This window comes from Pseudodesulfovibrio sp. lm2024 (genome assembly GCF_051175575.1).
Classification (GTDB): Bacteria; Desulfobacterota; Desulfovibrionia; order Desulfovibrionales; family Desulfovibrionaceae; genus Pseudodesulfovibrio; species Pseudodesulfovibrio caledoniensis.
Genome location: NZ_CP195092.1, coordinates 1,720,258 through 1,733,188, shown reverse-complemented (window position 1 = coordinate 1,733,188; position 12,931 = coordinate 1,720,258). Strand labels below are relative to the sequence as shown.

General features: G+C 63.6%; 15 protein-coding genes. All 15 read right to left on the bottom strand.

Annotated elements, in window-relative coordinates; genetic code table 11:
* Positions 1–178: 178 nt before the first annotated feature.
* The 15 genes from ACR42D_RS07960 to ACR42D_RS07890 all read right to left on the bottom strand — a co-directional run bounded on the left by ACR42D_RS07960 (position 179) and on the right by ACR42D_RS07890 (position 12,918).
* On the bottom strand, positions 179–649 hold the full coding sequence (locus ACR42D_RS07960) for a DUF2062 domain-containing protein (protein WP_484566288.1): 471 nt from the start codon (positions 647–649) through the stop codon (positions 179–181).
* A gap of 72 nt (positions 650–721) precedes the next feature.
* A complete protein-coding gene (gene fusA, locus ACR42D_RS07955) occupies positions 722–2,773 on the bottom strand; it encodes an elongation factor G (RefSeq protein WP_484566287.1) in 2,052 nt (683 codons plus the stop codon).
* A 2-nt stretch (positions 2,774–2,775) separates the two neighbouring features.
* Positions 2,776–3,639, bottom strand: a complete 864-nt coding sequence (locus ACR42D_RS07950) for a hypothetical protein (RefSeq protein WP_484566286.1) — start codon at positions 3,637–3,639, stop codon at positions 2,776–2,778.
* A 34-nt stretch (positions 3,640–3,673) separates the two neighbouring features.
* Entirely contained in the window at positions 3,674–4,402 is a 729-nt protein-coding gene (locus ACR42D_RS07945) for an outer membrane protein assembly factor BamD (protein WP_484566285.1), read from the bottom strand.
* An 8-nt stretch (positions 4,403–4,410) separates the two neighbouring features.
* Positions 4,411–5,328: a thioredoxin-disulfide reductase gene (trxB, locus tag ACR42D_RS07940; RefSeq protein ID WP_484566284.1), complete on the bottom strand. Its 918-nt coding sequence runs from the start codon at positions 5,326–5,328 to the stop codon at positions 4,411–4,413.
* A 3-nt stretch (positions 5,329–5,331) separates the two neighbouring features.
* A complete protein-coding gene (gene trxA, locus ACR42D_RS07935) occupies positions 5,332–5,652 on the bottom strand; it encodes a thioredoxin (RefSeq protein WP_484566283.1) in 321 nt (106 codons plus the stop codon).
* A 153-nt stretch (positions 5,653–5,805) separates the two neighbouring features.
* Positions 5,806–6,888: a tRNA (adenosine(37)-N6)-threonylcarbamoyltransferase complex transferase subunit TsaD gene (tsaD, locus tag ACR42D_RS07930; RefSeq protein WP_484566282.1), complete on the bottom strand. Its 1,083-nt coding sequence runs from the start codon at positions 6,886–6,888 to the stop codon at positions 5,806–5,808.
* Complete coding sequence (fbp, locus tag ACR42D_RS07925) at positions 6,888–7,919, bottom strand: class 1 fructose-bisphosphatase (protein ID WP_484566281.1); 1,032 nt, start codon at positions 7,917–7,919, stop codon at positions 6,888–6,890. Before fbp ends, tsaD begins: the two co-directional genes overlap by 1 nt.
* 29 nt (positions 7,920–7,948) lie before the next feature.
* Positions 7,949–8,737 (bottom strand): hypothetical protein, encoded by a 789-nt coding sequence (locus tag ACR42D_RS07920; protein WP_484566280.1) that lies wholly within the window; start codon positions 8,735–8,737, stop codon positions 7,949–7,951.
* A 56-nt stretch (positions 8,738–8,793) separates the two neighbouring features.
* Positions 8,794–9,585: a tetratricopeptide repeat protein gene (locus ACR42D_RS07915; protein ID WP_484566279.1), complete on the bottom strand. Its 792-nt coding sequence runs from the start codon at positions 9,583–9,585 to the stop codon at positions 8,794–8,796.
* A complete protein-coding gene (locus ACR42D_RS07910; protein ID WP_484566278.1) occupies positions 9,569–9,892 on the bottom strand; it encodes an FtsB family cell division protein in 324 nt (107 codons plus the stop codon). Before ACR42D_RS07910 ends, ACR42D_RS07915 begins: the two co-directional genes overlap by 17 nt.
* A 2-nt stretch (positions 9,893–9,894) precedes the next feature.
* On the bottom strand, positions 9,895–10,173 hold the full coding sequence (locus ACR42D_RS07905) for a hypothetical protein (protein ID WP_484566277.1): 279 nt from the start codon (positions 10,171–10,173) through the stop codon (positions 9,895–9,897).
* 237 nt (positions 10,174–10,410) lie between these two features.
* On the bottom strand, positions 10,411–11,001 hold the full coding sequence (pgsA, locus tag ACR42D_RS07900) for a CDP-diacylglycerol--glycerol-3-phosphate 3-phosphatidyltransferase (RefSeq protein WP_484566276.1): 591 nt from the start codon (positions 10,999–11,001) through the stop codon (positions 10,411–10,413).
* 10 nt (positions 11,002–11,011) lie between these two features.
* Positions 11,012–11,899 (bottom strand): P-loop NTPase, encoded by an 888-nt coding sequence (locus ACR42D_RS07895; protein ID WP_484566275.1) that lies wholly within the window; start codon positions 11,897–11,899, stop codon positions 11,012–11,014.
* Between the two features lie 47 nt (positions 11,900–11,946).
* Positions 11,947–12,918, bottom strand: coding sequence for a DUF368 domain-containing protein (locus ACR42D_RS07890; protein WP_484566274.1), 972 nt, complete (start codon positions 12,916–12,918; stop codon positions 11,947–11,949).
* Between the last annotated feature and the right edge of the window lie 13 nt (positions 12,919–12,931).

Genomic DNA, 12,931 nt, shown 5'->3' with positions numbered 1-12,931 from the left:
CAAGACCATTCTAACCATTGGACGTACCGGCATTCATCTGGCTCCCGTGCGATGCAGTGGACGGCGAATTGAAAAACATATACCGGGCCACCATTACCCCTCTTTGGGGGTATTGGCAATTATAGGCCGAAAAAGTCCGTCTCCTCCAGCCGGGAATGGAAAGGGGGCGGACCGCAGGCTACTGCTCCCTTTTGCGCAGGATGCGGACGGCCCGCCTCCTGCGGTAGCCGCGAATGGCGAACAGGGAGATGAAATAGGTGACGACGGTGGCCGGGATGCCGAAGGCCAGGCCGCCCGCGAACATGACCCCGAAGACCTGCCAGCCCGCATGGATCATGTCGACCATGCGCAGCTTGTCGGGGTCGAAGGCCACGTTCCGAAAGGGGGTGACCGCCTGGCCCACCTGGAAGAGGAAGTAGTAGAACGGGACCATGGTGACCGCGTTGGAGTAGCAGGTGGCCAGCCAGGCCGCCAGCTTATTGACCCGCAGGACAAAGGCCAGGGCGATGACCACCACGGACTGAAACGGAATGATCGGCAGCGCGCCGATGAACATGCCCAGCGCGCAGGCGGCGGCCAGGTTCTTGGGCGACGAGTTTTGGCGCATGAGGCGCAGGTACCAGTACCGCATCCAGCGCTTGCTGCCCATCCACCAATCCCGGAAGGACCTTCCGGACGGCTTGTCCGAAGGCGACCTGCGAGGAGTCCTTTCGGTCAAGACTTACTCCAAGACGTCAAAGCGTGAGAATTTCATCAGGAACCCGGCGCGGCCCTGGGTGGCCGAACGCAGGTCCGTGGAAAAGCCGAACAGCTTGCCCAGCGGGGCCAGCCCCTGGACGATCTTGAGCCCGGCCCGGTCGATCATGTTCTCGATCTTGGCTCCCTTGGAGCCGAGCAGGCCGACCACGTCGCCGACGAACTCCTCGGGCACGGAAATCTCCACCCACATGATCGGCTCCATGAGCTTGGGATCGGCCAGCGCCAGCGCCTCTTTCAGGGCCATGGCAGAGGCCATGCGGTAGCCCACGGGGCTCGACTCGCCGTCGCGCCGCTCCAGGCCGAGGACCCGGACGCGGACGTTCTGCACCGGGTAGCCCCGGATCACGCCGCTCTGCAACCCGTCGGTAATGCCGTCCTCCACCGCTTCCAGCCAGGCGGCGGGCCAGGCCTCGGAGTCCACCTCGAACGAGATGGTCCGCTCCTTGTCCCGCTCGAGCGGCTCCACCGAGAGCTCCACCGCGCCGAAATGCATGACCTCGCCCAGTTCGCGGCTGAACACGCCCTTGCCCCTGGCCTTGGCGCCGATGGTCTCCTGGTAGACCACCTGGGGCTTACCCGCGCGGGGCTCGAGCTTGTACTCGCGGCTGAGGCGCTCCAGGACGACCTCCAGATGCAGCTCGCCCATGCCGGACAGGATGATCTGGCCCGTATCCTCGTCGTGCGTCAGCTCCAGGGTCGGGTCCTCCATGAGGTACTTGTCCAGGACCTCGTCGAGCTTTTCGCCCTCCTCGGTGTTGCGCGGCTCGATGGCCAGGGAAATGACCGGCTTGTAATCCGCGATCTGCTCCAGAATGACGGGCGACTCCCTGTCGCACAGGGTGTCGCCGGTGCGGGCGAACTTCATGCCCGCCGCGGCCACCATGTCGCCCGCGAACGCCGTGTCGATCTTCTCCTTGCGGCCCGCGTGCAGCCGGAACAGCCGGGCCACGCGCTCGTCCTGGTCCTGGGTGACGTTGTACACGACACCGCCCGCCTCGATGCGCCCGGAATAGATGCGCATCATGGCCAGCTTGCGGCCGGAGTCCATGGCCACCTTGAAGACCAGGGCGGACAGGGGCTCCTTGGAGGAGACCTCGAAATGCTTCTTCTTGTGCGAAACCGGGTCCACGCCGGTGGCGGGCGGGACCTCGAGCGGGCTGGGCAGGTAGCGGCAGACCGCGTCAAGCACCGGCTGCACGCCGATGTTCTTGAGCGCGGAGCCGACCAGCACGGGCACGATTTTGCGCGCCAGGGTGGCCTTGCGCAGGGCCGCGTGAATCTTGGCCGCGGGCACGTCCTCGCCGGACAGATACAGGTCGAGAATCTCCTCGTCCTCATCGGCTGCGGCCTCGATGAGCTTCTCGCGCCAGGGCGAAAGCATGGCGGCCTGATCCTCGCTGACCGGGGTGCGGGTGTAATTCGCGCCGCTGGTCCCCTGGTCGAATTCGAGCCGCTCCATGGTCGCGAGGTCGAACACGCCGGAAAATTCCTGCCCCTCGCCGTCGGGGTACTGCACGGCCACGGGATTGGCCCGCAGCTTGCGGACCATGTCGTCGAGCACGCCCTCGAAGTCCGCGCCCAACCGGTCCATCTTGTTGACAAAGGCCAGCTTGGGCACATGGTAGGACTCGGACTGCCGCCAGACGGTCTCGGACTGCGGCTCCACGCCGCTGACCGCGCAGAACACGCCCACGGCCCCGTCGAGCACGCGCAGGGAGCGCTCCACCTCGATGGTGAAGTCCACGTGGCCCGGCGTGTCGATGATGTTGATCATGCACGGGTCCCACTGGCAGGAGGTCACGGCCGAGGTGATGGTGATACCGCGCTCCTGTTCCTCGGGCATGTAATCCATGGTGGCCGTGCCCTCATGAACCTCGCCGATGCGGTGAATCCTTCCGGAATAATAGAGAATTCTCTCGGTCAACGTGGTCTTTCCGGCATCGATGTGCGCGATGATGCCGATATTGCGGAGGTTGCCGAGAACCTTCGCCGAAGGGGCGTTGCTCTTGCTCACGATCAGTCTCCGATGGTCCAGGCGGTGCGGTGATGAAGGAAAAACTCGGGATGCAGCTCCGGCCAGACCCAGCACCCTTCCTGGCCGGGCCCGAAGACGAGCCGGGCGCGATTCAGGGCGTCGCCGATCCGGTCGGCGGGAACGAAAGCCACGTCATGAACCGCGTCCAGAAAGGCCCGGAAATCCTCCCCGCCCCGGACGAATCCGCCGGCCAGAGGGACGTCGGCCCCGAACGCGGTGAACGCGGTGTCGGGATGGATGAAGGCCAGGGCTTCGAGGTCGAAGGTCTCCGGACCGTCCAGGAAAAGCGCGGCCGTCCGGTCAAAGGACGGGGTATGCACGCTCAGCCCGCTCCGTCCGGCGCACAGGCCGGGCCGTCCGGTCAGGTCCACGACCGCCCCGCTGGCCCCGGCTTGCGCCAGGTCGTCGAGCAGCGCGGACACGCCCTCCCCGGTCAGGTCGGCCACCAGTTCCTGCCCGGCCAGTTCCATGGCCGTGAGCAACGGTCGCGCCCAGTCTCCCGGAGCGTCCACCCGGATGGCCAGGACGTTGCGCACGCCGCAGGCCACTGCGGGCACCAGCCCGGCCAGCAGCCGGGCCGGAGAGACGAGGGAGTCACCGAATAGAACCAGGGCGAAGTCCACGGGCGCGGACCGGGCCACCGAAGCAAAGCCGCCGCGCCAGCGCGTGGCGACCTCGCGGGCCGTGTCCTTGCGCGGGCCGTACCAGTCGTACAGCCGGGCGATGCAGGTCTTCATCAGGGCGCGTTCCCGGTCCGAGGACTCCTCGTAGGCCGCCGCGAACAGGGCGTCGTCCACCAGGGACTCGCCAATCATATCGGACAAAGGCAATACGGGATCGGGCATGGGAACGGCCGGAGGTTGAAGGGTTGGACAGGGCCTAAAGCCACTGCTTGATCCAGCGCTTCCAGCTCCCCTGGATGCGCTCGCGCTCTTCCTCGGACAAGGTCTTCTGGTACTCGAAATAGGAGTATTCGGCCCGTTTGACGGCGTAGTCGCGCAGCTCCGGGATATCCGAAAAGTTCTCCACCACGTATTGGTAACGGTGCCAGGCCGGGCCGTACTGCTCCGTTCGCCAGAAGAAGTCGGCCACGAATATCTCGTGCTCGGCCAGGATGCGGCGGCTCTTGAGAATCATCTCCTTGGCCGCCTCGGCGTACTGGGACTTGGGATAGGTCTCCACCAAACGGTAGAGGTATTCCAGCCCCTCCTTGACGTTCTCCTGCCGCCTGTCAATGGTCTTGAACATGGACACATTGGTGTTGGCGATCTGGTAGAGCACGTAGGGAATGTTCTCGTTGCTGGGATGCAGGGCCTCGAATTCCTTGTAGGAATCCAGGGCGTGTATGTAATCCTCGTCCAGGAAGTACGCGTCGCCCAGGGCCAGTTCGCCCTTGAGGGAATACGGACTGAACGGGAAGCGGTCCTTGAGCTTCGAGAAGTAATCCTGGGCGTCCCCGTAGTCCTTCTCATCCATGGCCGCCATGCCCGCTTCGTACAGCTCCTGAGCCGTATCCTCGGGCGGAGGCAGGAAATAGCTGTCGATCCAGATGCACCCCGAAAGGGACAAGAGGACGACGACAAGGACGGGGGCCAGTATTCGACGCATGGGGACTCCTAGTCCAATGTCTCAAGATAGGAAAAGGCGGCGGTGGCGGCGGTCGCCCCATCGCCCACGGCGGAAGCCACCTGGCGGCACTGCTTGGCCCGGATGTCGCCCGCCGCGAAGATGCCGGGCACGTTGGTGCGCATCTCCACGTCGGTCACGACGCCGTTGGGGACCATTTCGATGTCCTCGGGGACGAAGTCGATGATCGGCTCGAACCCGATGAAGACGAACACCCCGTCGATCTCGAGCCGGGACTGCTCGCCGTTGCCGGCATCGCGCAGGGCCAGGGCCTCCACGTCGCTGTCGCCCACGATCTCCTCGACCACCTTGCTGCGGATGACCTCGATCTTCTCGTGGGTGAAGCACTTGTTCTGGTAGCAGAGGTGGCCGCGGAAGTCCTCGCGCCGGTGAATGAGGTAGACCTTGTTCACCAGCCGGGCCAGGTACAAGGCCTCCTCGAGGGCGGAATTGCCGCCCCCGATGACGGCCACGTCGCGGCCACGGAAGAAGTTGCCGTCGCACAGGGCGCAATAGGACACGCCCCGCCCGAGCAGACGGTCCTCGCCGGGCACCCCGAGCTTGCGGTAGCGCGACCCGGTGGCCAGTACCACGGTCTTGGCCTGGATCTCCTCTTCGCCCACCACGATGGTGTGCCAGGGGGATCCGACCTTGATGCCGCGAACCTCGTCGTTGATCCGGTGAAGGTCGTAGTCCTCGAGATGGTTGGCGAACTTGTCCGCCAGCTCCCACCCCTGGAGACCCTTGGGAAAACCGGGGTAGTTCTCGATCTCCGAGGTCATCAGAACCTGCCCGCCGGGGGCCAGCTTCTCGACCATGGCGGTCTTCACACCGGCCCGTAAAAGATAAAGGGCAGCCGTCATTCCTGCCGGGCCGCCCCCTATGACTACGGCGTCATAAGATTTCATCGATTACAGCGCCTTTTTCGTGATCATTTCCTTGATGCTGCTTTTGGAAACGGCACCGGTGGACTGGTCGACGACTTCGCCGTCCTTGAACAGGATCAGGGTCGGGATGGCGCGAATACCGTATTTTCCGGGGGTGGCGGAGTTCTCGTCAACGTTCATTTTGACGATCTTGACCTGGCCGTCGAATTCCTCGGCCAGCTCGTCGATGACGGGACCCATGGCACGACACGGACCGCACCAGGGGGCCCAGAAATCAATAAGGACCGGAATGTCGCTCTGCAGAACGTCCTGTTCAAAACTACCGTCGGTGATCTGGTTCGCCATGAAGTTCTCCTTTTTTTGCTCGGCCAACGGCCTTTGTATTCTCTTGGTCCGGCGAGGCCGGCGCGACGCTATGCCGCAATTGTTTTCGCAATTTATTTAAAATAGGTCCGCATGTACCCTACTGTCAAGGAGTGCCGGGAATTTTCACTCCCGTCACGCCTCTACAGGCGCCCGCTCCCAGTCCAGCGGGACGATACGCCCCCGGGGTATGGCTTCGAGATCGAGGCCGTGCCGACAGCCCGCTTTGGCCAGCAGCCAACCGGCATGGGCGATCATGGCCCCGTTGTCCGTGCACAGGGACAGGCCCGGCAGGGTCAGCTCAAGCCCGCCCGCCTCGGCCACGCCGCGCATGGCCCGGCGTACGCCCGTGTTGGCGGCCACGCCCCCGGCCACGATCAAACTCTCGACCTTGCCCGCCTGCTTCAGGGCGCGCTCCACCTTTATGCGCAGGGTGTCGGCCACGCTCCAGTTGAAGGAGGCGCAGACCCTTGCCAGGGCTTCCCGCCGTTCTGCGGGCAGGTCGGCCACGGCCTGCGGATCGGCCATGGTCTCGAAGACCAGCTCCGGATGGTCGGCGACAAAGTTGGCCACGGCGGTTTTGAGCCCGCTGAAGCTGAAATCCAGGGTCGGGTTGTCGATGTACGGCCGGGGAAACAACCCCGTGTCCGGTTCGGCCTCCTGGGCGAGCTCATCGATATAGCGCCCGCCCGGGTAGGGGAAATTCAACATCTTCGCGGTTTTGTCAAACGCCTCACCAGCCGCGTCGTCCAGGGTGCGCCCGAGCAGCTCGAACTCCGTGGGCGACTGTATCAGGTAGGTGTGGGTGTGCCCGCCCGAGACGAGCACCCCCAGGGCCGGGAACCTGAGCTCCCCTTCCAGGCCGGGCGCGAGCAGATGCGCCCAGAGGTGGTTGACCCCGATCAGCGGCACATCGCACGCCAGGCTCAGCCCCTTGGCGAAGCTCACGCCCACCAGCAGGCTGCCGAGCAGGCCCGGGCCACGGGCCACGGCCACGCCGTCCAGGTCGTCGGCGCTCACACCGGTCTTGCGCATGAGTTCCCGATAGAGCCGGGGCAGGACGCGCAGATGCTCCCTGGACGCGATCTCCGGAACCACGCCGCCGAACAGGGCGTGCGTGTCCACCTGGGTGGCCAGTTCCTGACCCAGCAGGCGGCCGTCGCGGACCAGCGCCACGGCGGTCTCGTCGCAGGAGGTCTCGATACCGAGGATGAGCATCAGCGGTTCTTCTTTCTCCGGGACTCGGATTCGAAGATCTCCTGGACAACCTGGACGTCGTTGCGCGAACCGCAGAAGAAGGGAATGCGCTGGTGCAGGTGGTCGGGCTCAATGTCCATGACCCGGTTGACGCCGTCCACGGCCATGCCGCCCGCCTGTTCGGCGAGGAAGGCCATGGGGTTGCACTCGCAGGTCAGCCGCAGCTTGCCCGTGGGTTTCTTGGGGTCGCGCAGGTCGGCGGGATACATGAAGATGCCCCCATAGAGCAGGTTGCGGTGGAAATCCGCCACCAGGGAGCCGATGTACCGGCCGGAATACGGCTTGCGCAGGGCGTTCTTGGGCGATTTGAAATAGGCCAGGGCCTTCTTGGTGTGGCGGTCCCAGTACCGCTCGTACCCCTCGTTGACCGAGTAGATCTTGCCCTGCTCCGGGATGCGGATGTTCGGGTGAGAGAGCAGAAATTCGCCCACGCTCGGGTCCAGGGTGAAACCGTGCACGCCGTCGCCGCAGGTGAAGACCAGCATGGTCGAGGAGCCGTAGAGCACGTAGCCCGCGGCCACTTGCTCGCTGCCCCTCTGCAGCACGTCGCTGGACATGAGGGCCGCGTCCGGGTCGCTCTTGCGCTTGAAGATCGAAAAAATGGTCCCGATGTTGACGTTGACGTCGATGTTGGACGAACCGTCCAGAGGGTCGAAAATGATGATGTATTCGCCGCGCGGCAAAGACTCCGGCACCTCGATGATGTCCGCGTTCTCCTCGCTGGCCATGGCGCAGAGCACGCCGGACCTGGCCAGCCGGTGGATGAGGATGCGGTTGGCGTACTCGTCGAGCTTCTTGACCTCCTCGCCCTGGACGTTGACGTCGCCCGTGAAGCCGAGGATGTCGACCAGCCCCGCCTTGTTCACGGCGCGGCCGATGATCTTGGCGGAGAGGACGAGTTCGTTGAAAAGTCGCGTGAACTGGCCGGTTGCGCCAGGCACCATCTTCTGATGCAGAAGAATATGCTCGGTTACGGTTACCTGTTGCGACATTTGCCTGCCCCCTCGTTTGTTTTGCGCCCCTAGAATGGCCACCAGCTTCCCTCTGCGTTGGGGTCCACGCTTTCCGTAGCGTAAATATACTGATCCTTTCCAACGTACCGGGTCAACCAGGTGTAGTACCGGTTGCCAGCCTTGACCTGCCCCTGGACCTCGCTCTTGAGGATGTCCTCCCAGTCCAGGGCCAGCAGGGCGTCCTTGTCCACGTCCGCGCCCAGGGTCCAGACGTTGTGTCCGGGATGGATGATGATCAGGGCCTTGGGGTCCGGGCACAGACGCATGAGCGAGCGGGGATCGAACCCCACGCCGATGAGCCCGCCGAAACGGACGTCGTCGAAATACGGCCGCCCGATGTACATCTCCGGGCCGAGATCGGAGTAGTCCACCACGGTCAGCAGGCTGACCTGCCGCCAGACCCCTTCGAAGACCAGGGGCTTGCTGATGCGCTTCACCGGCAGCTCGGGCTGCATGAAGATGATGGTCCCCTCCTCGTCCGTGACCAGGACCCGGTCGACCCACGGGAAGCGGGCCATGAGCAGGTCGAGCCAGTCGATGCCGGGCATGGTGTCCGTGTCGTCCACAAATCGGATCAGGGAGGTCAGCGGGCCGTCCACCGGGGAGATGAGCTTGGCCAGTTTTTCCTGGTTAGGATTGGTGAACTGGTAGCTGTCGGTGTCAATGACCGGCGGCGGATCCACGAAATCACGCGTGCTCTTCCAGGTCTCTTTGGTATAGTCTGCGGTGGAATCCCACACGCTGCAGCCGCCGAGCAACGCGGCGGCGGCCAGGATGATCAAATATAGATATCGCATATTCCCGCTTTCATGCATGGACGCGCCCCAATGCGGAGCCGTCCCTTACAGTTTTGCTAGCCCTGGACCCGGGCTTCGAATCGCGCGGCCAGGGTCTCGAGCGTGCTGATCAACCGGTTCTTGGCGTGCACGCTGAAGGCGTCCGCTTCCGCGTCCGGCCCGTTGCCGTCGCGGTTGCGCTCCAGATGCACGATCCGGTCCTGGAGCTCGGCGCGCCGTTCGTCGGACACGGTTGATTGCAACAAATCCCGGTAGATTTCAAGTGCGCCCTCCACGTCGCCCTGGGAGGCCAGCAGGTCGGCCATGGTCTTGGTCCGGAAGGAGCCGGTGCCGGGCCGGAAGTCCGGCCGTCCGCCCTCCTCGTCGAAACGGGGCCGCTCGCGCTCGGGCAGCTTGAAGGGAGGCGGGCAATCCACCGGCGGCGGCAGGGGCGCGCCCACCAGCCGGCCGGCCAGGGTGCCGATGCCCTCGAAGACCACGTCGGTCCACTTGATGGTGTCGCCGGAAAGGTTGGAGGCCACCAGCATCAGGAAGACGGCCAGATCGCGCTGCTCGGGCGGCAGGCTCCGGGCCCAGCCGCGCCAGAAGGCGGGATAGTCGCGCAGGGGATTGATGACCCGCTCCAGCTGCTCGTGGACCTCAGCCTCGCGGTCGAGCTCGGTCAGCAGCTCCACCAGGAGCATGCGCGCCTCAAGGTAATCGGGATGCCTGTCCAGCCCCTGGCGCAGCGTCTTGACCGCGTCCTCGGGCTGCCCGTTCTCGACGAACAGCTTGGCCAGGGGGAAGAAAACCCGGGAGCCGGGTTCCAGGGAGAGAACTTCCTGATACCATTCAATTTTCTTGCACATCGACGGTGTCTCCGCGAGGTTGGTCCTTCTCATCCGGGAATATGTATAACAATTCGTCCTTCTTGACAAAATTCATCTTCTCTCGAATGACCTTCTCCTGGTACGCCTTGTCCGACTTGAGCTTGCGGATTTCCTGGCTCAGGTCCAGGCTCCTGGCGTCCACGGTCTCGATCTTCCGGCGCAGGACCTCGTACCGGTTCTTCAGCTCCAGATAGGCGAACACGCCCTGGTCGCTCCATATCAACCTAGTCAACAAAAAGAGGTTGATGCAGACGAGCAGCGCCACGAATATCAATCTGCCACGCATGGTTACTGAAGCCTGCGCTCCGCCCTCGTCCGGGACTTGCGGCGGGCCAGCGGCCCCTGCAGCTCCCGAAGGAAGTTCGACGTCGCCGTCTCTATGCGCTCCACGTCCGATTCGCTCAACTCGACCTCATCGATCTTTTCGAGGAATGACTTGAGGACCGCGAATTCGTCCAAAAGGGAGTGGCCGTTTTCCAACTGCTCCAGCTGTGACTCGAGATCGAGGATGGTCTGGAGGCAGTTGGTTATGCGGACAAGATGTTTGACCGAGCTGGAATCCGACATAGGTATCTCTCAGAAATGTTTGTCTCTCTTCGCTTATTAACCCTTTTTTCGAGATCTTGTACAGTTATGCTGCACACAAAACTACCATGTATGCATCCCCCTGTCATCCCTGAAATTCCTCAGCGGAGACAAACGGTTGCGACGGCTCTCCGGCAGCTGTGGCCGGGCGGGTCTCGATTTTTTCTAGACTCGCCCGGAGCGATTCGCCCCGCTTAAGGGGCGGGGCCGCCCGCCGGATCAGCCCTCCTTGGGGGTGCCGATCCACTTCTTGTAGAAGTTGTACAGGTAGTGGCCGCCCGAGACCACGGTCAGGACGAGCGCGATGTACAGCAGAACGATGCCTGTGGGGCGCGGGTCCCAGCCGAACAACGGGTAGTGGAAGATCAGAAAGCCCAAAGACAGGGACTGGGTCAGGGTCTTGAGCTTACCCAGACGGTCCGCAGCCACCACTTCGCCCATCTCGGCGGCAATGGCGCGCATGCCGGTCACGGCCAGCTCGCGGCAGATGATGATGATCACCACCCAGGCGGGCACGCCCCACCCCGGTCCGAGCCGGACCAGCATGATCAGGGCCGAGCCTATGAGCAGCTTGTCGGCCAGGGGGTCGAGAAACTTGCCCAGGTTGGTGATGGTGTTCTGCCCGCGGGCGATCTTGCCGTCGAAGTAGTCGGTCATGCAGGCCAGGAAATACAGGCCGAAGGCGAAATAGGAACCGAATCTGAACTGGAACCACATCTCGAAATAGAGCAGCAGCACGATGAAGGGCGCCGCCAGAATCCGAGCCATGGTCAGGCAGTTGGGAAGATTGAAAACTTTCTTCTTGTCCATCGTTCCCGCCTTACGTGTTTGTGGTCGAGGCCGCCTCAAGACTGCTCTGGGCGGCCGCCGCAATGGTGCCCGCCAACTCGGTGAACGCGCGTTTCGCAAAGGATTCCTCTTCCAGCAGGACCACCGGGACGCCCAGGTCCCCCGCCACCACCGTGGCCGGGTCCAGGGGGATGGCCCCGAGGAAATCCAGGCCGTACTTCTCGGCCAGCTCCTTGCCGCCGCCCTTCTTGAACAGGTCGATGGCCTGGTGGCAGTGCGGACAGACCAGCCCGCTCATGTTCTCCACCACCCCGAGGATCGGGGCCTTGGCGTACTGCAGGAAGTTGATGGATTTACGCACGTCGGACAAGGACACTTCCTGGGGCGTGGTGACCACCACGGACAGGGCGTCCGGGATGGTCTTGAGCACGGTCATGGGCTCGTCGCCGGTGCCCGGAGGGGAATCGACCACCAGGAAATCCAGTTCGCCCCACTGCACGTCGGAGATGAACTGGCGGATGGCCGAGGTCTTCATGGGGCCGCGCCAGAGCACGGCCTGATCCGGGTCCTTGAGCAGGGACTCCATGGAGACTACGTGGAGATTCTCGTTGTATTCCTTGGGCATGATCAGCGACCCGCGATCGATATCCAGGGTGCCGGAGATGCCCAGCAGGGTCGGCACCGAAGGGCCGTGGATGTCCACGTCGAGCAGGCCGACCTTGTACCCCTTGGCGGCCAGGGCCGCAGCCACGTTGACCGAGACCGAGCTTTTGCCCACCCCGCCCTTGCCGCTCATGATGAACAGCTTGTACTTGATCTTTTCCAGGGTGGACTTGATCATCTCGTCCTGGATCTTCATCTTGGCGCTTGGCTTACCGCCGCTCCCGCTTCCGCAGGAGCCCGAACTGCACTGACTCATATCCGCATTCTCTCTTTATCTGTCTCTCCCGCCGGGGGAGATTCCGTTCATTTCACGCGGTTGGACAACCGCTCCAACACGACCACCACGAGCACGCCCACGGCGAACAGCCCCACGGCCAGGGCCACTTCCCCGGTGAAGCCGTCGGGCAGGACGTTCTGCGTTCGCAGCACATGCATCTTCCCACGAATGACCGCCGATTCCAAGACTTCTTTCCAGGGCCAGACTTTTCGCAGCGCCCCGATCATGAATCCGGTCAACACGCTGACCGTGGCCGCGTGCCACCGGCTGAGCAGATAGTGCAACACCCTGGAGAACAGGACGATGCCCACCGCCGCCCCGGCGGCAAAGGTCGCGATGACCACGAAATTATCCCACAAGAACGGGTTCTTGAGGGTTCTGGTCACGTATTCGTACTTGCCCAGCATGAGCAGGAGGAACGCCCCGCTGATGCCCGGCAGGATCATGGCGCAGATGGCGATGGAGCCGCACAGGAAGATGAAGGCCGAGGACTCGGGGGTGGACACGGGGATCATGCCCACCAAAAGATAGCTGCCCACGGCCCCGAGCAGGACGAAGCCCGCGTTCACCCAGTTCAGCGGCTTGATCTCCCGCCCGACCACGAAGATGGAGGCTGCGATGAGCCCGAAGAACAGCGACCATATCTCCACCGGGTGGTTGTTGAGCATGAAATTCATGACCCCGGCCATGGTCACCACGGCGGTCAGGATGCCGAAGAGCAGGCAGGCCAGGAAGCGGGCGTGCACCCCGGCCAGGGCGCCCTTCAGGTCCAGACGCAGCAGCCTGCTGACGAAGCGCGCGTCAAAGGAGCGGATGGCGTCCACCAGCTGGAAGTAGATGCCGGTGATGAAGGCGATGGTGCCGCCGGATACGCCGGGGATGATGTCCGCCCCGCCCATGCACAACCCCTTGAGCCAGAGCATGGCGGCCTCGCGAGCGGTCCGCGGACCGGGGCTGGCCATGAAAGCCGCCCTGAAATTCATCCTGTCGCCGTCCATGCCGCCTCCCGCG

Bases quoted from the DNA above. Each gene is read 5' to 3' on its own strand.
- ACR42D_RS07960 (WP_484566288.1), bottom strand. From the start codon at position 649: ATGGGCAGCAAGCGCTGGATGCGGTACTGGTACCTGCGCCTCATGCGC.
- ACR42D_RS07950 (WP_484566286.1), bottom strand. From the start codon at position 3,639: ATGCCCGATCCCGTATTGCCTTTGTCCGATATGATTGGCGAGTCCCTG.
- ACR42D_RS07945 (WP_484566285.1), bottom strand. From the start codon at position 4,402: ATGCGTCGAATACTGGCCCCCGTCCTTGTCGTCGTCCTCTTGTCCCTT.
- trxB (WP_484566284.1), bottom strand. From the start codon at position 5,328: ATGAAATCTTATGACGCCGTAGTCATAGGGGGCGGCCCGGCAGGAATG.
- trxA (WP_484566283.1), bottom strand. From the start codon at position 5,652: ATGGCGAACCAGATCACCGACGGTAGTTTTGAACAGGACGTTCTGCAG.
- tsaD (WP_484566282.1), bottom strand. From the start codon at position 6,888: ATGCTCATCCTCGGTATCGAGACCTCCTGCGACGAGACCGCCGTGGCG.
- fbp (WP_484566281.1), bottom strand. From the start codon at position 7,919: ATGTCGCAACAGGTAACCGTAACCGAGCATATTCTTCTGCATCAGAAG.
- ACR42D_RS07920 (WP_484566280.1), bottom strand. From the start codon at position 8,737: ATGCGATATCTATATTTGATCATCCTGGCCGCCGCCGCGTTGCTCGGC.
- ACR42D_RS07915 (WP_484566279.1), bottom strand. From the start codon at position 9,585: ATGTGCAAGAAAATTGAATGGTATCAGGAAGTTCTCTCCCTGGAACCC.
- ACR42D_RS07910 (WP_484566278.1), bottom strand. From the start codon at position 9,892: ATGCGTGGCAGATTGATATTCGTGGCGCTGCTCGTCTGCATCAACCTC.
- ACR42D_RS07905 (WP_484566277.1), bottom strand. From the start codon at position 10,173: ATGTCGGATTCCAGCTCGGTCAAACATCTTGTCCGCATAACCAACTGC.
- pgsA (WP_484566276.1), bottom strand. From the start codon at position 11,001: ATGGACAAGAAGAAAGTTTTCAATCTTCCCAACTGCCTGACCATGGCT.
- ACR42D_RS07895 (WP_484566275.1), bottom strand. From the start codon at position 11,899: ATGAGTCAGTGCAGTTCGGGCTCCTGCGGAAGCGGGAGCGGCGGTAAG.
- ACR42D_RS07890 (WP_484566274.1), bottom strand. From the start codon at position 12,918: ATGGACGGCGACAGGATGAATTTCAGGGCGGCTTTCATGGCCAGCCCC.